This window comes from Vibrio breoganii (assembly GCF_024346795.1).
Classification (GTDB): domain Bacteria; phylum Pseudomonadota; class Gammaproteobacteria; order Enterobacterales; family Vibrionaceae; genus Vibrio; species Vibrio breoganii.
On record NZ_AP024864.1, the window covers coordinates 569,920 to 594,383 of the forward strand.

Consider the following 24,464-nt stretch of genomic DNA (forward strand, 5'->3'; position numbering starts at 1 on the left):
TCAGTCTCCGCGCATGATAGGGTGGGTTGGAACCTTAACCGGTTCAGGCTTACGTTCTTTCTTGTCTAACTTGGCCATTTTCTTCCAGCGACGCATACCCTTGTGAGAACGAAGTTGTGGGTTAGCAATTTCATCAACTGCAAAGTTAAGCAGAGCTAGGCCTGTGACCAATAGTGTCAGTGCCATACAAGGAGCCAATAACTCCCACCAAGCGCCAATCAGCATAGAAGAGGAGGTTTGTACGTTGTAAAGCATAATGCCCCAGCTGATGGTGTTAGGGTCGCCCATTCCTAAGAAGGAGATGGTGGCCTCCATCATGATGGCGTACATCACGGAGCCAATGAAACTAGCCCCTACGATAGAGATAAGGTTTGGCAGTATCTCGACAAAGATGATTCTAAATGAGGACTCACCCAATACTTCAGCCGCCTTAACAAACTCTTTTTCGCGCAATGCGAGGGTCTGGGCTCGGACAACGCGAGCACCCCACGCCCAAGAGGTGAGACCGATAATTAGCGCTATGGTTAGTGGTCCTGCCTCGCCAATAAATGCGGCAACAACAAACAGCAATGGATATTGAGGGATAACCAGCATGATGTTCATGGCGGCCGTCAGAAATTCATCAACCTTGCCACCAAAGTAACCAGCGGAAACACCGATAATGGTGGCAAGAAAACACACGGTTAAGCCAGCACCAAAGCCAACAGCCAAAGATACGCGAGCGCCATAGGCGACCTGTGCCCAGACATCTCGTCCCATACGCGTTGTGCCTAAGGTGTGCTCTGCCTTCTTAGACATTCGTAGAGTGCGGCTATCCGTTGCCAGATTTTGTGCAACCCACCCCTCCGGGTTTGCTTGAGCGGCTTTCACTATCAAGCCTGGATACTCATGGGGCTTACCGGTACGTTTGTCCGGAGCGTGTTGAGTGATCAATGGGGCAGCAATAGCGATAAATAAAAATGTACTTAGGATCGCCACACCTATCATGGCCACCGTATTGCCTCGAACCAGTTTTAGTATGTCTTTCATGTTACTTGCCTCCCTTGCGTAGGCGAGGATCTAGCAGCACATACAGCATGTCGGCTAGCAAGTTAAAGAACAGCATGAATAGGGTCATGATCAACAGTTGCCCTTGCAGCACTTGGTAATCGCGAGCAGTAATGGCATTAAACAGCACAGTGCCAAGGCCTGGGTAGTTGAAGATGATTTCGATAATTAACTGTCCACCAATCGCCATCCCGAGTGACATAGAAAGGGCGGTGACACTTGGTAGTAAGGCATTTCGCGCCGCGTAGTTAAACACAACGCGGTTTTCGCTAAGCCCCTTCCCCTTTGCCATGGTGATGTAATCTTCGGCGAGCAAGTTGATCATGTTGTTACGCATATTCACGAGGAAGCCACCAATTTGCACGATTGAGGCACAAACCAAAGGCAGTACGGCATGATAGGCAACGTTCTTTACGAACTCCCAACTTGTCCAGTCTGGTGTAATACCTGCGGTATAGGCGTAACCGGTAGGGAACCATTTAAGACCAATGGCAAAGATGAACATCGCCAACATAGCGATAACGACCTGAGGTACGGCTTGAATAACTAGCATGCCTGGGGTGATAAAGGTGTCGTACTTACTGCCACGCTTCCAAGCGGCGAAGATCCCCAGTATTGAGCCAATAGAGAATGAAAGTACTACTGCGGTTCCAGCTAGAAATAAAGACCAACCAAAGGCGCCGCCCAGTAATTCATTAACGCTCAATGGGTAGAATTTGATCGAAGTACCTAGCTCCCAGCTAAGAATACTCTTGATATAAGTGATGTATTGCATCCATAGAGGACCATCAACGAAACCCAACAGTTGTTTCATTGCCTCGATGCGCTCTGGAGTCACTTGGGCTGTCGCGTTCGCAAACATCATGGTAACGGGGTCACCAGGCATTGCTCGCGGTATAATGAAGTTAATCGTCGCTGCTACCAGCAACGCGATAAAATAGAACGATAAACGTCTTAGAAAATATCCCATACCTACACCTTAAGTATCCGATTTATTCCTTATATCGGATAAATTTCGCTTTTTGAGCGAAGAATCCCCTGACGTTTTCGCGCCATAGTTGTTATTGACTTTGAGGGGAATTAACGGCGCACCATTTGGTGCGCCTTTGAGCGTCGATTACTCGACAGGTTTTAGATCCAGCACGTGAAGTAGGCGCTCAGGAATACCAGCCCATACATTTGGACGGCCCTTAGCGTTGTCTTCAGTCCACCAACCTGTGAATCGAGTGGTGTTGTACTGGTAGTTACTTGCACCAGACATGATTGGGATGGTGACCTGATGTTCAGCAATGATGCGCTGAATACCATGGGCAATCTCCATTTGTTTACCTTTATCTGCAGTTTTGTAGAAACTGTTCAATAGGTTGTCTAGCTCTTCATTTTTGTAGAAGTGCATTGCGAAGCGAGGCATACCGCTGCCTTCTTGCAGAGCAGAGTTGTATGCGCTGTTCCAATATAGGTGAGGATCTGCACCGTGGAAGTAGTTGGTGTAAGCCACATCGTAAGTACCCTCAAGCATGGCTTGGTTGTATACCGCAAACTCAGGAGTACGAGCGCGCGCCTTGATACCCACTTCGTTTAACTGCTCTACAGCCAGTTGAACGGTGTTGTTAAAGTCTGTCCAACCGTTTGGAGATTGGATTAACAGCTCAAAAGACTTACCTGATGGAGTTTCAACAAAACCATCGCCATTAGTGTCCTTAAACCCAGCTTCTTTCAGTAGCTTTTGTGCATCTTCTGGGTGGTATGAGTTGAATTTCTGGAACTGACTGTGAGTGCCTTCATCAGACCAAGCCTCGAATGCATAGCCAAGACCTGAACCAAAGTCATTCACAGTACCTGCGCCATAGAACGCGATATCAATGATGGTTTCACGGTCAATGGCCATACCCATAGCGCGGCGGAAGTCTACATTAGTAAGTGCTTCGTTTTTCGCTGGATCTGGGTTCTTAAAGTTAACGACCAGAGCTTGCGTGCCTGCTGGTGGGTACCAGTAACCGTGATTAGGGTTAGCGGCTTTGTAGGTGCGGTCAATGTCTGGAATGAAAGACGATGTCCAATCCAGCTCAGAGTTCACAATCTTACTTAGAAGCTGATCGTTGTTGGCAATCTGGGGAACACGAAGGCAGTCAACATCTAGGTTGTCTGCATCCCAGTAGTTAGGGTTTTCACACTGAATGTACAACTGAGGTGTAAAGGTATCAATTTCAGTAAATGGACCTGAACCCACTGGGTTTTCATTGGTGAAAGACGTTGGATCTTCAACCTTTGACCAAATATGTTCTGGAACAACAGGGACTTTGGCAATTTCATAAGGCACGTTTGAGTTGCCTTCTGTTAGAAGGAAGCGAACCTGGTGGTCATTAACCTTTTCTACTTTGCTTACCCATTTGTTGATGCCAGTTTGATCTAGTGCCGCGTGTGACGCCACGAGGTTGAACGAGAAAACCACATCATCAGCGCTAAAGGCTTCACCATCAGACCATTTTACGCCCTTGCGAATATCAAAGGTAACGCTCTTAAGGTCAGCAGCCATTGTGAAGTTTTCAGCAAGACGCATCACAGGCGTATTACCGTGCATCTCATTGAAAACAACCAGTGGCTCATAGATAAAATCACTAGTAGTACGCAGGTTCGTTGCTAAGTAGGGGTTAAAGTTGCGAACCATTGTAGGGTAGAAATCAGGTACGATAGTAAGTTCCGATCTTGCTGCTGCTGGAGCTGAGATTGCAGTAGCTGCAGTTGCGATTACCGCTGTAGCAAGAACTGTTTTTTTTATGTTAGCAAGCATAGTTTATCCTTAGTCTGTGTTTGCTTCTTTATTAGTAAGTAACCAAGCTTGATTGCCTGAGCCTATTGCTTAAACAGTGCCACCCAACGACGTGACTGCTTAACTGTGGCGGATCATCTGTATGACTCTGATAACCATTGGTTGAGAGTAGAATTGTCTCTCCAGTCAAAATCGTCAATTTACATTCCCGTCAAAAACGTTAAACAAGATAGTTTTGATGTCAAAATCGTTAATGTTGTGTCGTTATTGAGCGCCACTTAAGTTCTTTTTTTATACAAAGAATAATGCTAAGTACGTACATTGTTAGTGCTTACTTACTCTTTGTCCTTTTGACTGCATTGATTGCAATGTGTTGCTATAACTCAGTGATCTTGGTTAAACAAAGATTTATTACTTTATTCGCAAGTTAAAAATATGACTATGGGTTTGTTGTGATTCTGCTCGCAATTTTGAATAAATCAGCACCTGAGAGCCCTGTATTGAGCTTTTTATAGCGGGGTGCATTGCCTTTCTTAGGGCTTATTTAGAAAGGGAAAATAAGAGGCGGAAATAAAAAAAGAGCTCATTACAGTGTGTAATAAGCTCTTTAAGAGAGAATTATTGTGCGACTAAGTTCTGTAACTGCTCCCTTAATTCAAGCAGCTGTGCGCGCTGCGCATCATCGTGATTAGAGTGCGCAAGAATAAAGTCTAAGGAATTGAGAACGGTACGCCAGCGAGGCGTTTTAGGCAGGGTTTCTACCCTTAGGTATTTGTCTAGCGTTCTTGTCTGCAGGGTGCTTCTATCAAGATAAACACGCCACAGGCCACTTTGCTCAGCAAAATTGAATTTAGTGTTACCGTCATGGCTTTCCCAGTATTCAAGTGCGGATGACATACAGTCTACAAGAAGCTGTCGCATATTCTGCTGTTTGCTGTCCTTGCTGTTATCCAACTGTCCAACCAAGTCTGCAAACTCATCGCCAAGCTCTTTGAGCTCTTCCAGTTGGGATTTATCTCCAGCAAACGCGTAACTGGCTAAGGCATCTAACGCCACTTCAAGGTTGTTGATGCGTTGGTTAGCATCATCTGGGTCTGAATTGAAGATAATCATGCCTCGCAGGCCCGTTTCCAACGGCAAGGTAAAGATATCGCTGGCAATGACCTGCTTGGTTTCACCTACGAAGACATCGATATCCATGCTTCGGTGAGGCTGATCAAACTGTAGGTACTTAGGCGCGATAAACTCTTCAATTTGTGAGCGCTTAATTTGCTCAATAGAACGCTTTAGAAGCTCAGTCGCAGACTTATTGGCAAAGGTGATCTTGTGGTTCTCATTGATACAAACAATCGCCTCTGGAGTGCTCTCTAGCTGTTCAAGAAGCTTGGTTTGCGTTTCCAAAAGTAAAGACTCAACCCTTTCACGTTGGGTTAGCTCAGCGCTCAATGAGTCGTTTTCCTGCTTGCGCCTTTCCGAGAGACTGGCATTTATGTGCACCTGAATTCGTGCTGATAGCTCTTGCTTATTAAAGGGCTTAACTAGGTAATCATTAGCGCCACAGTCAAAGCCCTTCACTTTGTCCTCTGTTTGATTCAAGGCGGTGAGCATGATGATTGGCAGCTCGTTGTAGTTGTACTGATTACGTAAGTACTCACAAACTTGGAATCCGCTCAATTCTGGCATCATGATATCCAGCAGCAGAATATCGGGCTTTTCTTCGCCAATGAGGTCGAGCACCTCTCGGCCATTATGTGCGCTCACCACCCTATACCCTTCTACTCGCAAGAAGCTCTCCAGTATCTTGAGGTTAACGGGTTCGTCATCCGCAATCATGACGAGCTTGCCATCTGGATTATTGGGCAAAGAAACAGACTCTTCATCAAACTCGGTTTGATGAAACTCCTCACGAGAGTAGTGCTCAGTGTCTGACTCACTACTAAAGGTTTCAAGCTCTTGTTTGCTTGCAAGTGGCAGGGTCATGGTAAAGGTAGTGCCGAGCATAGGTTGGCTAGTCACAGTCAGTTCACCGCGCATGATTTCAATCAAGCGCTTACTGATAGATAACCCAAGGCCAGTACCTTGATGGTAGCCAGAAGAATTGCTTTGAGTCAGTGGCTCGAAGATATTGTCTAGGTCTTCTTTAGGGATGCCATGTCCGGTATCTATGACCTGTATTCTGAGCTGTTCGCCTTGCTGCTCTGCATTTAAGATCACCTTACCTTCTGAGGTGAACTTGATTGCGTTGCCTACAAGGTTGTACAGCACTTGCTCAAGTCTTTGTGGATCGGCGCTGACCATAGGCAAGCTGCTGTCTATTTGATTGATGATGCGAACGGGCTTTTTATCGACCAAGTGTTTTGATAATTCCACAACCAATTGAGAGGCCGACGACAGTGAAACCGCAGTAGGTTCAAGCTGCAAATGGCCATATTGCATCTTATGATAATCCAAAAGGTCATCCACTAGGTTGGACAATCTGTGTCCACTATTGATGATGATCTCTAGTTGATATCTTTGAGATGGTGGCACGCTTCCATGGGCTTCACTGAGCATAGCTTGGGCGACGCCAATCATACCGTGTAGCGGGGTTCTTAGCTCATGAGAGGTGGTGGCCAAGAACTCATCTTTTAGTTTATCCGCTAGCTGCAATTCACCATTTTGTGTAGCGATGGTATCTAGGTTGAACTCGAGTTCTTTGTTCTGCTCTTTGATCAACTCAATCTTTTCTCGAATTGAACGTTGCATCCTCTCAAAGCTGACTGCAAGTCGTCCTATCTCATCCTTGCGCTCAGTGCCCTCTACATTTTCTTTAAGGTCGCCAGCCGAGATTCGCTCTGCGGCCCAGGTAAGCTTAAGCAGAGGGTGGGTTATGAAGTTCGATAGGTAGTGAGAGGTGATCACTACGATAACAGCAGCGCTTAATACAATGATAAAAAACAGCTTAAATAGCTGATTTACTCGCTCAAATGCGATTTCTTCTGGGGTCTCAACCACCACTGCCCATGTTAGGCCATGCACATCGATAGGCGCGTAGGCTGCGATGGTATTGTCGCCAGATAAGTTGGCGTACGTTTCAACCTCGGCAGAACCCTCAAGGGCCTTTATGGCGACCGGGGAGCTTTGCTTTGAATCAACGCCCTCGCTACTGTCTGCGAGTAGTTTTAAAGACTTATCAAACAAGGATACATTCAGGTTAACCAGATGCTCCTCTGAGATAAGGTCTGTGAGCGCAGACAGTGGAAGTCGGAAAAATGCGTAGCTGTGTAAGTAGCCTCTTTGCACAATCGGGGCGGCAAACCAAGCCACTTCCTCTGTGCTGTCAGAGTTACCGTCAATAGAAAAGTCGCTCATCAGAACGATGTCATTGTATTGTTCTAAGGAGTCTTTGTTTGAGGCGACGTAGTCTTTGAGTTGTTTGAATAGCCCACCCAGTTCAGTTTTCTTGTAGCGCTCTGAATTCAGGTTCGTTGCGTAGTAATCGTATTTTTGCACGGAATAGGCGACGTTGCCTTCAAGATCAACCAAGGCGATATCGTCGAAGTCCGAGCGCTCTAACAAACTTTGGAAGGTAGAATGATAGCGCTTGTGCAGTAATCGGTAGCGCTCAACACTGGTGTAGTTTTCATTGCCTCTGACGGTTTTCGTACGAATGGCATTTCCAGAGCCTGGAATGTATCTCTGTTGGCCAATGCTTCTAGACTCGTCTAAGTCTTTACCTAAGCGCCTGAAAGAGTCAATCAACCCATAAAATCGTCCACCACTGGCGTAAGCCAGTTCCGAATGCACAAAACCAATCACCTCTGAGTCGAGATTGCCGATATAAGCGGTAACCTTATTAGCATTGCCATCCCTCATCGAGGTTAGATACGTGGTGCTTTGCTCTTGGAGGTCTTGAGTGTGGGAACGAAGAAAGAAGAAAGCAACCAGCAGCATAGGAATAAGGCTGACCAACATAAAGGCGCCCATAAGGGTGCTTTGCAGACGTTTAAATTTTGGGCGAGTGTGATTTTTTGACATAGGGTACTAGGGTCTGATAAAGAGATCATCATTGCTGAAATGTACCCGCCAAATACAGTGAGGCAAGCAAAGGCTTAAAAAAGCGTGTTGCCTCACACAGTTTTATTTCGTTGCGTGGTAGATCGCGAACTTATTGGTTTTACTTGTCGTTTCGCAATTACCAAAGGCTTTTTCGATAATCGGAGGGTATTTTAAGAAGCTATTCGCCACAATGACCAGTTCACCTCTACGAGAAAGATGCTTTGGTGCCTCGGCGAGTAGGGTTTCTGTCGCGCTGTAACTGGTATCTAATCCGGAGTGAAAAGGAGGGTTGCTGACAATAAATTGGTAGTCCTTGCTCGCCTCAGAGTAGACGTCGGTGGCAAAAACACGCCCTTTAAGCCCGTTCGCTTGCAAGGTGCGCTTGCTTGATTCCACCGCAAAAGCGCTCACATCACACATCTCTAGTTCTATTGATGAATTTTTCAGTGCCATCGCCGCACCAATAATGCCTGCACCACAGCCAAAATCGAGAACCTTGCCATTGAGTTTTGGGAGATTAGCGAGCAGCAGTTTAGACCCTAAATCAAATTCACCATGGCTGAATACGCCAGGTAGGCTTTGAACTTCGATAGAGACACCCTCTAGCTCAACCTGATAAGACTTAAAGTAGTCGTTGAGCTCAAAGGAGGCTGGTGGCGTTTGGCTTAAGCCCCAGTAAAAAGAGCAGCGGCGTGCTGAGTCGTATTTATTAATAAGACCAAACTCTTTGAACATTTTCTCAATGCTTTTTACCCCGGAACGATTCTCGCCGATAACGGCAACCTCTGTCTCAGGGGGCAGTTTGCTGAGCATCATCTCTAGCAGATACTTAGCTTCACTTTTTGCCTTTGGCCAGTAAAGCAAAAGCATGTCAGCATCAACACTGTTTTCAAACTCAACACCAAATTGGCTATCCACACCGATACGTTGCATCTGCTGATGATAGCCATAATGCGTCGTGAACACGGTCACCGCTTCAGCGTGCTGTTGTAGCTGTTTTGGGAAATGATCCTCTGCTTCTCCTGCAATGACGACGCGTTTTCCTGCGAAGTAGGCAAGTTGACGTTCAGCTATCTGGCTTGGGGCGGTGTAGGCACTCATTTATTTACTCTTACTAGTTGTTATCTTGCTGATCGAGGAAGTCATTGAACTCTTCCTCATACATGTTGAACAGCACCATAGTGATGGCGAAGATCAGCGGGCCGTAGATTAAACCAATTAAGCCGAAGACATGCAAACCGCCAAGCAAAGAAAAGAAGATCATTAAGGTATTCATCCCTGCACTTCCCTGCATCAGCAGAGGGCGAAGAATATTATCGATAGAACCAACGACCGCTACTGACCAAATCAACAAGAATATGGCCCAGCCAGTTTCTCCAGTCAAAAGAAGGTACAGACAGGCTGGCACCCAAATTAATGCGGTACCAATAACGGGGATAAAGGAAGCAAAGCCCATCATTGTTCCCCAAAATAGGGCGGGGAATCCCACCAACCACATAGCAAAACCACCGGCAGCGCCTTGAGCAATCGCCGTTAAGAAAGAGCCCATCACGGCAGATTTAGAGACCTTCTCAATTTCGTCTAGTAGCCTGTCTTCTTGTGAGCGAGACAGAGGAAGGATGTGACGCATATTGTTGATGATTTTGTCATGGTCGCGCAGTAGGAAAAACAGTACAAACAGCATCAAGCCGAAGTTCACCAAAAAGCTGGTGGCACTGCCCACAACGGAGGCACTAATAGCCACTAAGTTAGACCCAAATGTACTGGCCAGTTCTGCGACCTTTTGCCCAATCTCAGACGGTTTTAGGGTGTCGAACGGCAAGTAGGTATTGACTATATCGAGGACCTTAACCACCCAAGGCTGTGCGAATAGCTCCTGCACACCGCCGTCGGCTACCCAGTGATAAACACCCTGCGAAAAAGAGGAACCTTGCTGGATTATTGCCGTGAAGACAAACAACAGCGGTATCACAATGATAAAGGTTAAGATGATGCATGAGAGCAGGGCAGTGGTGTTCCTCATGGTCGGCATCTTCTTATCAAGCCATTCGTGAATGGGGAACATCAGCAGTGAGATGATAAACGCCATTACGATTGAGTTGATATAAGGTCGGATTAAAACAAAGCAGGCATACGCGAAAACCAGTAGCGCAGCAATTAATAGCCATTGGCTAGACGTGAGTTGGAATCTTTTTGGCACTTTGAACGGCCCACTTATAGTGTTTGTGATGATAAATCATAGCGTTATGCAACATGAATCGCTAGAAATAAAAAAGGAGCCAGCAGGCTCCTTATTCACAATGTACAGCTCGTTATTAGGCAGCTAAAGCGGCAAAACAACGATCAGCAGCAGCGAGGGTTTGCTCAATATCGTCATCAGAGTGAGATAGAGAGGTAAAGCTTGCCTCAAACGCTGATGGCGCAAGGTAAACGCCCTCTTCTAGCATCAGATGGAAGAAGCGTTTGAATCGCTCAACATCGCACTTCGCCACTTCTTCGTAGCAGTTAACTTGCTGCTGATCAGTAAAGAAGAAACCAAACATACCGCCTACTTGGCTCACCAGTAGCGGGATGCCATGCTTGTCAGCACGCTCTTTGAAACCTTGAGCTAATTTCGCTGTGATTTCATTAAGACGTTCTTCGTTACCTGCTTGTGCTAATTGAGTTAGACATGCATAGCCAGCAGCCATAGCGATAGGGTTACCTGATAGAGTCCCCGCTTGGTATACAGGGCCCGTTGGAGCAATGTGTTGCATTACTTCTTTACGACCGCCAAACGCACCTACTGGCATACCGCCGCCAATAACTTTACCTAGGGTAGTGAGATCAGGCTTTACGTTGTAGTGCGCTTGAGCACAGCCAAGAGCAACACGGAATCCCGTCATTACTTCATCAAAGATAAGCAGTGCGCCATTTTGATCACAGATTTCACGCAAGCCTTCTAGGAAACCATTGATAGGCGGGATGCAGTTCATGTTTCCTGCAACTGGCTCAACAATGATGCATGAGATTTGATCTGGGTTTGCATCAAACAGCCCTTGAACAGAGTCAAGGTTGTTAAAGGTTGCTGTTAATGTGTGCTTAGCAAAATCTTCTGGTACGCCCGGAGAGCTCGGTTGACCTAGAGTCAATGCGCCAGAACCTGCTTTAACCAATAGGCTATCAGCGTGGCCGTGGTAACAGCCTTCAAATTTCATGATCTTATCGCGACCCGTGTAGCCACGTGCCAAACGGATTGCGCTCATGGTCGCTTCTGTACCTGAGCTTACCATGCGCAGTTGTTCCATTGATGGCACAAGAGAGGACACAAGCTTCGCCATGTTGATCTCAAGCTCGGTTGGAGCGCCAAAGCTAAGACCGCGCTGCGCTGCTTCAACAACCGCATCGCGAATAACAGTATTGTTGTGGCCCAAGATCATCGGTCCCCATGATCCGACGTAGTCGATGTACGCTTTGTCGTCTGCATCATAGATACGAGAGCCATCAGCACGCTCAATGAAAAGTGGAGAACCGCCAACGCCATTAAATGCACGTACTGGTGAGTTAACGCCACCAGGAATAATGGTTTGGGCTTGCTGATAGAGTGCTTCTGATTTGCTCATTAAAGAATCCTTGCTTTTCGGATAGCATTTTTGGGAATGACAGCATTGTAATAAATATTGGCCACAAGTCTAACGCTTGTGTCTCACTATTCGTGTGAGTGTCGGATTACAATACTTGAACACTTTGCTCAGGTATTAGATAATCGCCGCAACAACACAGTCACCTAGAGTGGCAACATCGAATAAAGAGAGGTCTCGGTGAGCGAATTAAATGTCCCTTTGAATTTTTCTGACGCAGCAGCAGCGCGCGTTAAAGTATTGATTACAGAGGAAGAAAATCCTGAGCTTAAACTACGTGTATACATCACAGGTGGTGGTTGTAGTGGTTTTCAATACGGTTTTACCTTCGATGAGAAAGTGAATGAAGGCGACTCGATTATAGTGAAAGACGAGGTGACTCTAGTGGTAGATCCTATGTCTTTGCAGTACTTAATTGGCGGTACAGTAGATTACACAGAGGGACTTGAAGGCGCACGCTTCTTCATTAATAACCCTAATGCAACAACCACTTGCGGTTGTGGAGCCTCATTTAGCGTGTGATCCTACCCTCAGAAATACCCGGCAGTAATCGGTACAGTAGTCAGTTGTAAAGGCTGTGCCGTATAAACAGCTAGGCAAGGTCGCCTACTGATAATTAAAAGGATTTAGTTATGCCGTTAAGAAGGACAGGGCAATTTTTTGCCCAACGACCTTGGATCATCTCGCTTACTCTTGTTGTTGCCCTCGGCGCTTGGCTTGCAGCTGGCGCCCTTAGGGCAGAACAGCCCACAGAGCAGTCCCCAGCAACAGAACGCAACGTACCTTTAGCTAAGGTGGTTGTGACCCAATTTAATGCCGAGCCCGTCGCTCGAAAAATCGAACTCTATGGACGAACAGCGCCAAATCGTCATGTTGAACTCAGCGCAGAACTTGCAGGCACTATAAAAACCTTAAGGGTTCGTAAAGGCGCTACGGTTAAGCGTGGGCAAATCATTGCCATGATCGACAAAGGGGATTTAGAGATCCAGTTGGATCGTGCCAATGCCTTATTGCGAGTTAAGCAAAAAGAGTTTGATGCTGCGACCTCTCTTAAAAAACGCGGACTACAGAATGAAGTGGCTTTCACAAAGGCAGAAGCCGAGCTTGCCAATGCAAAAGCGACCGTCGCTAATGTTAAGTTAGGCCTAAAGAACAGTATTATTCGAGCACCATTTGACGGAATCATCGATCGCTTGCACGTTGAGTTGGGTGATTATGTCTCCCGTGGTGATGAGGTGGCTCATCTTATTGATCTTGAAAAGTTGGTTATCGAAGCCGATCTTAGTGAGCGCCATATCCAGTTAGTAAAGAAAGGGCAAACGGCGAACATCACCTTACTAGGGGGCGAAAAACTTCAGGGCACCCTGCGCTATGTGTCGCGCAATTCCTCTGTGACGACCAATACCTTTCCGATTGAAATAGAAATAGCCAATAAAGACCAAATGCTTCCCTCTGGTGTGAGCGCCGAGGTGGAGTTGGAGTTGGAAACTAAGATGGCCGTTAAGGTGACGCCTGCAATGCTAGCGCTGGATGAGGCCGGTAACCTTGGAGTGAAAACACTGCAAGAGGACAAGGTTCATTTTGTGGGCATTCAGATTGTTAAAGCAGAGCAAGATGGTGTCTGGCTAAGTGGCTTAGGTGACAGCGTTGAGATTGTCACTAAAGGGCAGGGCTTTGTTCGTGATGGTGACTCTGTCATCGCCATTAGACAGTAGAGGGTAAGCTATGCTCTCTATCATTGATGCGGCTCTTAACCGTTCTAGAACGGTATTAACACTACTGTTTATGCTGATTCTGGCAGGGGTGTACACGTATATCACGATCCCGAAAGAATCTAGTCCAGACATTACCATCCCCATTATCTATGTTTCTGTTGGTCATCAAGGTATCTCACCTCTTGATGCCGAGCGCATGTTAGTACGCCCAATCGAGCAAGAACTTCGCTCAATTGAGGGCGTTAAGAAAATGACCTCTACCGCATCCGAAGGTCACGGCTCCGTGACTTTAGAGTTTGTCGCAGGCAGTGATCTCAACAAAGCTATGACGGATGTTCGTGAGGCGGTGGACCTTGCTAAATCAAAGCTTCCCGATGACAGCGATGATCCCACAGTAAACGAAGTGACCCTTGCCAGCGAGCAGCCCATTTTGTCGGTGGCCTTGTATGGCACCGTGCCTGAGCGAACCATAGTTCAGATTGGTCGTCGTATTCAAGACAAGCTAGAGAGCTTTAAGCAAATCCTGGAAGTGGATATAGCCGGTGACCGTGACGATATAGTCGAGGTGATCGTTGATCCCCTATTGATGGAGAGCTACGGCCTAGATCAAGGTGATATCTACAACTTGATTGCTGCTAGCAACCGCGTAGTCGCAGCAGGTTTTGTGGATACGGGCTATGGGCGATTTTCAGTGAAGGTGCCTTCGGTGTTTGCCTCGCTACAAGATGTGCTTGAATTGCCGGTTAAGGTGGATGGCAAACAAGTGATTACCTTTGGAGATGTCGCCTCGGTAAGACGCTCCTTTAGAGACCCAGAAAGCTTTGCGCGATTAGATGGTGAAAGCGCTGTTGTGCTGGATGTTAAGAAGCGCGCAGGAGAAAACATTATAGAGTCGGTGGATATCGTTAAGGCGGTTATTGCTGAGGCTCAAAAGCTGCCTGATTGGCCGAGTAACCTATTGGTTAAGTACACCTATGATGATTCTGAAGACGTTGATCGCATGTTGACGGACCTTCAAAATAACGTGCTGTCAGCCATCATCCTTGTGGTGATCGTTATCATTGCCATCTTGGGAATGCGCACCGCTCTGTTGGTCGGCATCTCAATTCCTGGCTCTTTTCTTACCGGTTTATTGGTACTGTCTGTATTCGGTTTGACGGTGAATATCGTCGTGTTGTTCTCGCTGATCATGGCGGTGGGAATGCTGGTGGATGGGGCCATAGTGGTCACCGAATTTGCCGACAGAAAGATGCAAGAGGGCTCGCCTCGGAAAGAAGCCTATCGAGATGCAGCTAAAAGAATGGCTTGGCCTATCACAGCCTCTACCGCAACGACCTTAGCGGCATTTGCCCCACTGCTATTCTGGCCTGATACGACCGGCGAGTTTATGAAGTATCTGCCGCTGACCTTGATAGCAACGCTGAGTGCATCTTTGGTGATGGCGCTGGTATTTGTCCCTGTGTTGGGCAGTTTGATTGGTAAGCCACAGTTTATGAATGCAGCGACGCAGACACGTATGCAGCAGCTTCATGATGGTGACTTTGAAAAGGCCACAGGCATTACCAAGCTTTATTACCACACCCTGGCTATCGCCATTAAACACCCTCTCAAAGTGCTGCTGAGCGCGGTATTGTTAGCATTTGCTGTGGGCTTTGCCTACAACAAGGCAGGGCTTGGCGCCGAATTCTTCCCTGAGGTGGATCCGCCATACTTTAATGTTAAGGCTCGCTCCTATGGCGACCTGTCTATTGTTGAGAAAGACAGCATAATGCGCGAGTTGGAACGGGAGATCATAGGTCACCCTGAGCTTGAGAGTGTTTACACTCGTACTGGCGGCCAAGACGAAATCGGCACCATACAGGTGACGCCAGTAGATTGGCAGGATCGCCGCTCGGTGAAAGAGATCATAGAGGAGCTTCGTGAAAGAACGGATAAGTTTGCTGGTGTCGAGATCGAGTATAAGTTTCCGGATGCAGGGCCTCCGGTAGAGAATGACTTAGTCATAGAGGTGACCTCTCGAGACCCTAACTTGATTGATTCGGCCGCCAAGAAAATACGATTATGGGCTGATGGTAATCCTGCACTGACCAATGTCAGCGATAACTCAAGCAAGGAAGGCATTGATTGGACTATCGATGTTAACCGCGCTGATGCGTCTCGATTTGGCGCGGATGCCTCGCTGGTAGGCAATACGGTTCAGTTTGTCACCAATGGCTTAAGGGTGGGGGATTACCTACCCGATGATACCGATGATGAGGTCGATATATTGGTTCGCTACCCTGAAGACAAGCGAGATATTGGGCGCTTCGATGAACTCAGGGTAAAAACGCACGCAGGACTAGTGCCGATTACTAATTTTGCGAAGGTAAAACCTGAGCCTAAGCAAGACACCATTAACCGCTTGGATGGCAAGCGCATCGTTAATGTCGTGGCGGACATGAGCGAGGGCTATAATCTCGCCATTGAGTTGCCATCGATTCAGCAAGCATTGCAAGAGTTAGATCTAGCAGAAGGCGTTGAGTTTAGAATTAAGGGACAAAATGAAGAGCAGCAAAACTCTTCAAGCTTCCTGCAGTCGGCGTTTTTGGCAGCATTGGCTGTAATGGCGCTGATCCTGATCACTCAATTTAATAGCTTTTACCAAGCGTTTTTGATCTTGAGTGCCGTGTTGTTCTCAACCGTTGGGGTGTTTGCCGGTTTGCTGCTGTTCCAGCGCCCATTTGGCATTGTAATGTCGGGCATTGGGGTGATTGCGTTGGCAGGTATTGTCGTTAATAACAATATTGTATTGATCGATACCTTTAACCAGTTGCGCCAACGTGGATTATCAAAGGAAGAAGCGATACTGCGAACGGGTGTACAGCGTCTACGACCGGTAATGCTGACTACGGTTACCACTATCCTTGGTTTAATGCCTATGGTTCTGCAAACCAATGTAGACCTAATCAATCAGAAGATTGAAATTGGCGCACCAAGTACGCAGTGGTGGACTCAGCTCGCCACCGCCATTGCCGGCGGCCTAGCCTTCGCTACAGTACTCACGCTGGTACTGACGCCTTGCTTGTTGATGTTTGGAAGGAATAAGGTGACGACAGAGGAGTAGCTTCTGTTAGCTGACAGCTGATAGCTGATAGCTGACAGCTTTCAGAAAGAGCAAAAGCTACTGTTTCACTAGATAACATTGGCGTCATTCCAGCCTTGAGCTGGAATCTTCGGTGACGCTGAGCTAAATAGGTACGGCCTAAGATACTGGCGTTCGCCAGCATGACGTGAAATTGGATTTTGTTGCTCATCTGAATATAACTTCAACTACGGAAGTCAAAAGAGACGTCATCCTGAACTTGATTCAGGATCTTAGTGCGCACATAGTAGGCTTTGCACTCTGTTATTACTTAGATGCAGTTAGCAAATGCTGATAACGTTCTAATTCGCCTAAACGCTTATTCGCAACCTTCATAAACTCTTTCTTCTTGTTGCCAGTAAGGGATTTAGCTTCTGGCAGCTTAACCGTGCGTGCATTCTTGTGAACGCCATTGACCAAGAATTCGTAGTGAAGGTGAGGGCCAGTGACTCGGCCTGTTCCGCCTAGAGTACCAATGGTTTGTCCCTGCTTAACCCTTTGGCCACCTTTTACCTTGCGCTTTTGAAGGTGTAGGTATTTGGTGATGTAGATATTGCTGTGTTTAATAAACACATAGTTGCCGTTGAATTGGTTGTAGCCGGATTTAAGTACAACACCATCACCCGCGGCGTAGATTGGGGTGCCAACAGGCGCTGCATAATCGGTACCTCTGTGAGCCCTTACCTTGCCTGTTACTGGGTGGCGACGGTTAGGGTTGAAGTTAGAGGTTACACGGCGAAAATCAACTGGAGAACGCAAGAAGGCTTTCTTCATTGCTCGCCCTTTTTCGTCGTAATAGTTGCCACTGTCTTCATCTAAAACGGCTTTGAAGGTATCCCCTTGGTTGCTGAATTGCGCGGCCAAAATCTTGCCTCTACCCACGAACTCGCCTTCCACAATGTTCTCTTCAAATAACACCTTAAAGCTATCATTTGGGCGAATATCCAAGGCAAAGTCGATATCCCAACCAAAGATCCCGGCAACGCTCATGATCTGATTCGGTGTTAATTTTGCCCCAATCGCGGCGTTCCAAAAGCTGGAGGTAATGTTCGCTTCCGCATAATTTAGCTGGGTGTAGACCTTTTTCTTATCTATCACAGCCTTAAACTTATCGCCGCTTTTTACGGCCTTAAAGGTCTCGTAAGGGCTGATTTTTCGCTGCAATTGAATGAGGTTGTTTTGATCGTCATACCCAAAAATCAATTCATCATTAGGACGCAGGCGAGACAACTGTTTATTAATTTCATCATCACTGGTGACTAGGGTATGCAATAGGCGAGGAGACAAACCAATACGGTCAAACAATACAGAGGCACTTTCACCGGATCGCACCTTATGAGTATCCCAGCGCATGACCGCCATAGGCAGCTTTTGATCTGTAGGAGATAAGGCTTTAGCGTTAATTTCTAGAGGGTAAATGCGACCAACTTGATAGTTGTTTTCTTGCTCGTGAAGGCTTCTAGGATCGGGAAGAAGGAATAGAGCGACAACAATAAGTGCACTAAAACAGCAAATTAACGCTCGGTGCAAAAGAGGTAAACGTTGAAAAATGGTCAGCATATCCCGATTCGTTAAATAATCAGTGAAAAATTGGTATTTGATTAGTCTAACTGCTTTCAAAACTAATCGCTATTCAAGTACACTGTCGGGATATATTTTTTCCTGATTTTGTGGGAGCACACTAATATGGCAAGTTTTGAAGCTGCCTTAGCTGAGATCAAGCGCGGCGTTGAAGAGCTGATTCCAGAAGAAGAGCTGATCGCCAAGCTGAAAGAAAACCGTCCTCTACGCATTAAACTAGGCGCAGATCCAACGGCACCGGATATCCACCTTGGTCACACAGTTATTCTAAATAAACTGCGTACATTCCAAGACCTTGGTCATGACGTTACTTTCTTAATCGGTGACTTCACCGGTATGGTGGGTGATCCAACGGGTAAAAACACAACTCGTCCACCTCTGACTCGTGAAGACGTTCTGCGTAATGCGGAAACCTATAAAGAGCAGGTGTTCAAGATCCTAGATCCGGCTAAAACCAAGATTGCATTCAACTCTGAATGGCTAGGTGAGCTAGGCGCTGAGGGTATGTTGCGTCTTGCTGCTAACCAAACTGTAGCGCGCATGCTAGAGCGTGATGACTTTAAAAAGCGTTATGCTGGCGGCCAGCCAATCGCTATCCATGAGTTTATGTACCCACTGCTACAAGGTTACGACTCAGTAGCAATGGAAACAGACGTTGAGCTTGGTGGTACTGACCAGAAATTCAACCTGCTAATGGGGCGTGAACTGCAAAAGTCTCACGGTCAGAAGCCTCAAGCAGTATTGACTATGCCTCTTCTTGTTGGCCTTGATGGCGAGAAGAAGATGTCAAAATCGGCTCATAACTACATTGGTGTGAGCGAAGTGCCAACCGAGATGTTCGGTAAGATCATGTCTATCTCTGATGTATTGATGTGGAGCTACTACGAGTTACTTTCTTTCCGTCCTTTGGCTGAGATTGAGCAGTTTAAAGCCGATGTAGAGAACGGCAAGAACCCTCGTGACGTTAAGATCCTACTGGCTAAAGAGATCATTGCTCGCTTCCACTCTCAAGCGGATGCTGATGCAGCAGAGCAAGAGTTCATTAATCGCTTTCAAAAGGGTGCTATCCCAGACGAAATGCCTGAGTTTGAATTTGAGGTAGGTCGCCCAGTAAGTAACCTGTTAAAAGAAGCGGGACTGTGTTCGTCTTCTTCTGAAGCAATGCGCATGGTAAAACAGGGCGCAGCAAAAATTGACGGTGAGAAGATCACTGACAGCAAATTTGTACCTCAAGCGGGCACGTATGTGTTCCAAGTAGGTAAGCGTAAGTTTGCTCGACTTACCTTTAAATAGGCTAAGTTGTAACCGTTGATTAATAGGCGCCTGTTTGGCGCCTTTTTTACATCTGTGAACTTGTGAACTGCGTCGTGTTTTTGATATATTACGCGCCGCTGGGACATCCCAGTAACCTTTGGAGAACACTATGAACACTACCGACCATCCTCCTAGTATGAAGGGAGAAAAATAACCCTCTGTCGGTGTGTACGTTCTTCGTCTCTACCTCAGTGGTAGAGAATTTTTATCAAATCTTTTCTGATTCTCTCTCGATTTTTCTCCTCACATTCTAGTCATAAATAATCACGGAATTGCCTCGCTATTCTGATGCGAAGCTTACGTGTTATTTCGATGGTCGTTACCCCATTTATATCAGCTTTTTTGCTGGTGTCGACACAGCTAATCGGGAGATTCGCCATGACGGTAATGAACACAACTTTAGCTCACGATGTATCGAACTTTTCTCGTGAGGAAATCTGCGCAGCAACCAGCGCATTTTTGAAATATGATGAAAAACAGCAGGTTAAACTGCTACAAGTCATGCCTATTGAAGAGGCTGTGGCGATTCTTAATCAGTGCTCAGTGGCTTATGTTCAGCATATTATTGCTGAATTAGAAGTGGTTGGGGAAGATGTAAGAGCGCGTCATTTTGCTCATCAATTAGGATTTATACGCTCTGAGGCTGAACCTCACAAAGGGTATCTTTCAACGGGTGTGCTTGCCCATGTGCAGCAGCGCATAGGCTGGATCATTGGCTTGGCTTTGATGGGCATCGTTTCGGGTCTTATCATCGCAAGTTATGAGGATACTTTAAGCCAACTGGTGCTTCTTGCTATCTATATGCCGGTTATTGCCGCTGCGGGTGGTAACACAGGTACTCAGTCGGCAACGCTAGTGATCAGAGCGTTGGCAACGGGAGAGCTTAAGAAAAGGCAGTGGCTGTCAGTGCTTTGGAAAGAGAGTCGAGTGGCGCTGTGTATTGGCTTTGTTATCGCCATAGTCATCGTCGGCCGCATTTTATTGTTTAGTGATGGCGTCTCTACCGGCGGTCATGATCTCAATATCATTGCCTTAGCGATTGCGGTAGCCTTGTTTATTCAGATCTCGATCTCAACCACTTTGGGCGGTGTGCTTCCTATCATAGCGCGAGCCTTCAAGTTAGACCCTGCGGTACTTGTGAGCCCCGTATTGGCATCTATCGTAGATATTACCGGGATGTGGATTTACTTTAGCTCGGTCAATTACTTCTTAGGCTTAACCTAATAAAAAGCACAATAAAAAACGGGCTCAGTAATTTAGCATTACTGAGCCCATTTTTTATGTTCTAGTTTACTGAGTCACTAAGGATTCGTAAAAAGCCTTTTCAAACTGAGTAATGGCTGGCTCAACACCTTTGACCTTAGGTTCTGGGTGGTAGTTGCTAACAAACTGCACAAAGGTGTACTTGATGTTTCCTTGCTCATCATAGCTGTAGCCCACCATGTTATGACTGCCAAACAGTGAGCCACTCTTTCCCTTGATATTGCCCTTGACCGGTGTATTTCGCATACTAGGGCGATACTTCAAGGTGCCATCTAAGCCCGATGTAGGTAGCAAAGCAATAAGGTGCACCTTTTCATCGTTATTCTTGATGTACTGCATTATCTGCATCATGACTTCTGGTGACACTCGGTTATTGCGAGACAGCCCAGAGCCATCCTCCAGAACCGCGTTGCCAAGGTCAATTCCCGTTTGTTTTAGAAGGATCTCTCTAATGGCAGAGGTGCCACTGTTGAAACTCCCTTGCGCTCCATAAAAATCAGCGCCAAGTTGCTTGGTTATGTTATCCGCGTACAGGTTGTTGGATTTATGCAGCATGAACTCAAGCATTTCATCCAAAGAGTCTGATTTGTGCTCCGCCACAAGTGTCGCGTTGTATTTCGCTTTGCCTAGTTTCACCTTGCCATTGAGCTTGATGCTATTTTGTTCAAGGATTTCAGCGATAGTCTTTTTCACAAACAAGCTAGGGGACTGCACTGCAAACTTAAGCGGCAAAGGTTTGTCTCGATTGACTAAACACCCGCTAAGGGTGTAGTTATTGTTGGGCGCGGCGGTCAGGTTAAGGTCACAGTAACTGTTCTTTTTCTCTTCTAAGCTCACCGCTTTTACATTGGTGATGACCTTTATCGGCTGGTGCTTGGGCACATATGCCGAAGTTGCGCCGTTATCCAGCGTCTTTATTGACGCCTGAACGCAGTTACCCTCTAGGCTTAAAGCGGACGCTGGCGCAGCATAGCAAACCCCTAGCACATCCCACGGCCAGCCAACACCGCGGTCATAACCGCTGAATATCGAGCCATCCAAATACAAATCGCCTAGGATGGTTTTGCCTTTTAGATTCTTTAGAAGAGATTCAAGGTCTTGGCGGCTTAAACTGGGGTCGCCGGAGAAACGAAGGGCATAATCTTCGCCTTGTTCAAGGAGTTGAGTAGAAAACTGATAGCCCTCTTTCCAGTGAAGCTTAGCGGCAAGGGCGGTGACCAACTTTAGGGTACTTGCAGGAGGAAGAAGCTGCTCAGCATTAACAGAGGACTCTACAGTGGCATTTTTGGTGACAATAACACTGGATAGCTGCCCTGGAGGCAGTACCTCATAAGGAGTTGAGATTGAAGCAACTGCAACTGTTGAAACACAGGTCAGCAAAAGGGTGAGAGTGCGCATAACGTCCCTAATCAAGGCAATAGGCAATTTAGAGATCAGTATAAACAAAAACACCCGCCAAGAGGCAGGTGTTTTATTAGGATTTTAGGCTGTTATACCATTATAGGTAGTAACGAACACCAACGTTCCACATGTCGTTTTCTGCGTTAGTTAGGTCAGAACCTAGGTCAAGCTGGTAGCCTGCAAACGTAACGAATGACGGAGTGATGTTGTATTCAGCTTGGAAAGCCATTTGGCTGTATACAGTGCCTTTAGTGATGTCGTTACCGTTGCTCTCAACTGCTTCGTAGTTGATAGAAAGGTTTAGGCTGTTTGCAAATGCGTATGCAGCAATGAATTCTACAGCGTCAGTGTCTTTAAGAGCAATGCCAGCGCCAGGGTTAGCAACACCGTTGTAGTTAGAAGTACCGTGCATGTACTCGTTCATTGTGTAAACAGCAGCTACGTAAACACCGTTGCCGTACGAACCGTACTTAGCAGAAAGCGCGTGAGACGTTGCTTCTTGTTTGCTAGCTACACCGTCGGTACGGTCACCAGCGTTGTAAGAGTAACCAACCATGAAGTCAGAGAAGTTTGCACCAAGTGCTACTTGACCACGAGAATCGAAGCCAGTAGTAGCGTTGTCCTGCCAACCTAGACCACCAAAGATAGATAGGTTGTCACCTAGCTGGATGTCGTTGCGGTAAGAAACCATGTTTTCCGCACGACCAGTACCTAGAGCACCGTGGTTGTCGTATAGGAAGTCGTTCGCGAACGCGATAGGCATATCAGCAATACCAGCAACGTCGTAGTAAGGAGACCACTGAGTACCCGCTACAGCGCGACCGAAATCTTCGTGAGTTACACCAATGTAACCAAGACGAGTAGTGAATGAATCTGCGCCACCATCAAGGTAGTTGATAGCGTACTCACCGCGAGCGTCAGCTGTGAAGCCATTGCCTAGGTCTTGAGTTGCAGTGAAGTTGATACGAGGCGAGTTAGAGATAATGTCTGTACCGCCAACATCTGAGTTGCCTTTAGCACTTACAGATACGTGACCGCCAATAGAGAAAGTAGAGCCGTCGTTGTTGTATAGTTCAACAGCAGATGCTTGAGTACCGAAAGCCGCAGCCGCTACTGCTAGAGCAATAATCTTTTTGTTCATTTCCAAGTCCTAGAATGTATTTGTCCGATAAAAAGTGGGTGTTATAAACCCAAACTCCCTTTAAGCAAATCTTGGTTAAGCACTGCACTAAGTTATTGTAATACGCAGTGTTTTACGCTTAATAAGATTTGTTCTCGGTTAGGATTCTGACCTAGATGATTAAGTAGGCGATAGTAAAATGTTGTAAAGGAGGGGAACTTTTTGTATCAAAAAGATGTCAATGTAACTGCAGTGCAATAAAAACAACATGTTAGCGTTGCACTGCAATTGGTATGACATGTGCAGATTTTAGATTTATTTATCTTTAGGTTCTTGTTTTTGTTTGTTTTTTGCTCGCCTTGCTGTGATTTGCATCACGCTTTTATCAACACTTAGCACGTCGAATTTTGATGAAAAAAAGCAGACTTTTCGGTACAATTGACCTATCACTATCAGTTAGTTACCTATTGAGCCTTCGCTTAATAGGTTTTTTGTTGCCCTATATTTGCTGGGCAAATGAGGTTAAATATGGAAAAAGTACCAATGACTGTTCGTGGCGAACAGCAACTAAAAACAGAATTAGAAAGACTGCTTAAACTGCGTCCACTGATCTCTACCGCTATTGCAGAGGCTCGTGAGCTAGGCGACCTTAAAGAAAATGCTGAATACCATGCTGCTCGTGAAGAACAGGGCATCTGCGAAGCACAGATTCGCGACATCGAATATAAGCTATCTGTTGCTCAGGTTATTGACGTAACTAAAATGGATAACTCAGGTAAGGTTATCTTTGGCACGACAGTAACGCTAATCGATGTGGATACAGAAGAAGAATTCAAGTATCAGATCGTAGGTGAAGATGAAGCCGAAATTAAGCTAGGCCGTATTTCTGTTAGCTCACCAATCGCACGTGGCCTTATTGGCAAGATGGAAGGCGATGAAGTGACCATCACTACTCCAGGCGGCGTAAAAGATTACGAAATTGACCGAGTAGAATACCTTTAAGCTATTTGGCTTGTGATATCAAAAAGGCTGCATCAGCAGCCTTTTTTAGTGAACACGATTAATCGTTACGGCCTATTTGCGTGGCAGTTCGATTTTACGTTGCTCTGATTGGCGGTACAGTACTAGTGTTTTACCAATAGTTTGTACTTTCTCTGCACCAGATTCACGAACGATAGCGTCAATGATTAGGCCTCTTGTTTCGCGATCTTCCGACGCGACTTTAACCTTGATCAATTCGTGATGACCCAATGCAAGTTCAATCTCCGCTAGAACAGCCTCAGTAAGTCCATTTGCGCCCATCAACACAACCGGTTTTAGGTCGTGTGCTAAGCCTTTTAGATGCTGCTTTTGTTTGGTGCTTAAGTTCATATCGCGGCCAATTTCTTTTATATAAGGGTTGAAAAATCCTATTTTAACGTCATATAGGTCTCAAGACTATACTTTATCCATGAAACGGGAATATTAGGCTAAT

17 protein-coding genes are annotated in these 24,464 nt (G+C 46.3%); 6 read left to right on the forward strand and 11 right to left on the reverse strand.

Features of this window, described 5'->3' with window-relative positions; all coding sequences use genetic code 11:
* From OCU35_RS02750 to hemL, 7 genes are all read right to left on the reverse strand, one after another.
* Nucleotides 1-1,029, reverse strand: coding sequence for an ABC transporter permease (locus OCU35_RS02750; protein ID WP_017028377.1), 1,029 nt, complete (start codon nt 1,027-1,029; stop codon nt 1-3).
* A gap of 1 nt (nt 1,030) precedes the next feature.
* Nucleotides 1,031-2,017 (reverse strand): ABC transporter permease, encoded by a 987-nt coding sequence (locus OCU35_RS02755; protein ID WP_017028376.1) that lies wholly within the window; start codon nt 2,015-2,017, stop codon nt 1,031-1,033.
* A 147-nt stretch (nt 2,018-2,164) separates the two neighbouring features.
* A complete protein-coding gene (locus tag OCU35_RS02760) occupies nt 2,165-3,838 on the reverse strand; it encodes an ABC transporter substrate-binding protein (protein ID WP_017242574.1) in 1,674 nt (557 codons plus the stop codon).
* A gap of 597 nt (nt 3,839-4,435) precedes the next feature.
* Nucleotides 4,436-7,834, reverse strand: a complete 3,399-nt coding sequence (locus tag OCU35_RS02765) for a hybrid sensor histidine kinase/response regulator (RefSeq protein ID WP_261825611.1) — start codon at nt 7,832-7,834, stop codon at nt 4,436-4,438.
* A 102-nt stretch (nt 7,835-7,936) separates the two neighbouring features.
* Entirely contained in the window at nt 7,937-8,956 is a 1,020-nt protein-coding gene (gene rsmC / locus OCU35_RS02770; RefSeq protein ID WP_065210184.1) for a 16S rRNA (guanine(1207)-N(2))-methyltransferase RsmC, read from the reverse strand.
* A gap of 13 nt (nt 8,957-8,969) precedes the next feature.
* Entirely contained in the window at nt 8,970-10,055 is a 1,086-nt protein-coding gene (locus OCU35_RS02775) for an AI-2E family transporter (RefSeq protein ID WP_102322178.1), read from the reverse strand.
* 115 nt (nt 10,056-10,170) lie between these two features.
* Nucleotides 10,171-11,457 (reverse strand): glutamate-1-semialdehyde 2,1-aminomutase, encoded by a 1,287-nt coding sequence (hemL, locus tag OCU35_RS02780; protein WP_261825612.1) that lies wholly within the window; start codon nt 11,455-11,457, stop codon nt 10,171-10,173.
* A 198-nt stretch (nt 11,458-11,655) separates the two neighbouring features.
* On the opposite strand from hemL, the gene erpA reads away from it, so the two are divergent.
* The 3 genes from erpA (at nt 11,656) to OCU35_RS02795 (ending at nt 16,293) form a co-directional block, all read left to right on the forward strand.
* Complete coding sequence (gene erpA / locus OCU35_RS02785) at nt 11,656-11,997, forward strand: iron-sulfur cluster insertion protein ErpA (RefSeq protein WP_017028370.1); 342 nt, start codon at nt 11,656-11,658, stop codon at nt 11,995-11,997.
* Between the two features lie 110 nt (nt 11,998-12,107).
* Nucleotides 12,108-13,190, forward strand: coding sequence for an efflux RND transporter periplasmic adaptor subunit (locus OCU35_RS02790; RefSeq protein WP_065210182.1), 1,083 nt, complete (start codon nt 12,108-12,110; stop codon nt 13,188-13,190).
* A 10-nt stretch (nt 13,191-13,200) separates the two neighbouring features.
* Complete coding sequence (locus OCU35_RS02795; protein ID WP_102328522.1) at nt 13,201-16,293, forward strand: efflux RND transporter permease subunit; 3,093 nt, start codon at nt 13,201-13,203, stop codon at nt 16,291-16,293.
* Nucleotides 16,294-16,578: 285 nt separating this feature from the next.
* On the opposite strand, the gene OCU35_RS02800 is transcribed toward OCU35_RS02795, so the two are convergent.
* Nucleotides 16,579-17,871 (reverse strand): peptidoglycan DD-metalloendopeptidase family protein, encoded by a 1,293-nt coding sequence (locus tag OCU35_RS02800; RefSeq protein WP_261825613.1) that lies wholly within the window; start codon nt 17,869-17,871, stop codon nt 16,579-16,581.
* Nucleotides 17,872-17,997: 126 nt separating this feature from the next.
* Between OCU35_RS02800 and tyrS the strand changes: the two genes are divergently transcribed.
* Both tyrS and OCU35_RS02810 read left to right on the forward strand, forming a co-directional pair.
* Entirely contained in the window at nt 17,998-19,185 is a 1,188-nt protein-coding gene (tyrS, locus tag OCU35_RS02805; RefSeq protein ID WP_017028365.1) for a tyrosine--tRNA ligase, read from the forward strand.
* 399 nt (nt 19,186-19,584) lie between these two features.
* Nucleotides 19,585-20,430 carry a magnesium transporter gene (locus tag OCU35_RS02810; protein ID WP_017028364.1) on the forward strand — a complete coding sequence of 282 codons (846 nt, stop codon included), beginning with the start codon at nt 19,585-19,587 and terminating at the stop codon, nt 20,428-20,430.
* Nucleotides 20,431-20,496: 66 nt separating this feature from the next.
* On the opposite strand, the gene dacB is transcribed toward OCU35_RS02810, so the two are convergent.
* Nucleotides 20,497-21,867, reverse strand: a complete 1,371-nt coding sequence (dacB, locus tag OCU35_RS02815; protein ID WP_261825614.1) for a serine-type D-Ala-D-Ala carboxypeptidase — start codon at nt 21,865-21,867, stop codon at nt 20,497-20,499.
* Between the two features lie 100 nt (nt 21,868-21,967).
* A complete protein-coding gene (locus OCU35_RS02820) occupies nt 21,968-23,011 on the reverse strand; it encodes a porin (protein WP_065210180.1) in 1,044 nt (347 codons plus the stop codon).
* Between the two features lie 507 nt (nt 23,012-23,518).
* Here OCU35_RS02820 and greA point away from each other — a divergent pair.
* Nucleotides 23,519-23,992 carry a transcription elongation factor GreA gene (greA, locus tag OCU35_RS02825; protein ID WP_017028361.1) on the forward strand — a complete coding sequence of 158 codons (474 nt, stop codon included), beginning with the start codon at nt 23,519-23,521 and terminating at the stop codon, nt 23,990-23,992.
* A gap of 72 nt (nt 23,993-24,064) precedes the next feature.
* On the opposite strand, the gene yhbY is transcribed toward greA, so the two are convergent.
* Nucleotides 24,065-24,361 (reverse strand): ribosome assembly RNA-binding protein YhbY, encoded by a 297-nt coding sequence (gene yhbY, locus OCU35_RS02830; RefSeq protein WP_017028360.1) that lies wholly within the window; start codon nt 24,359-24,361, stop codon nt 24,065-24,067.
* Nucleotides 24,362-24,464 lie beyond the last annotated feature (103 nt).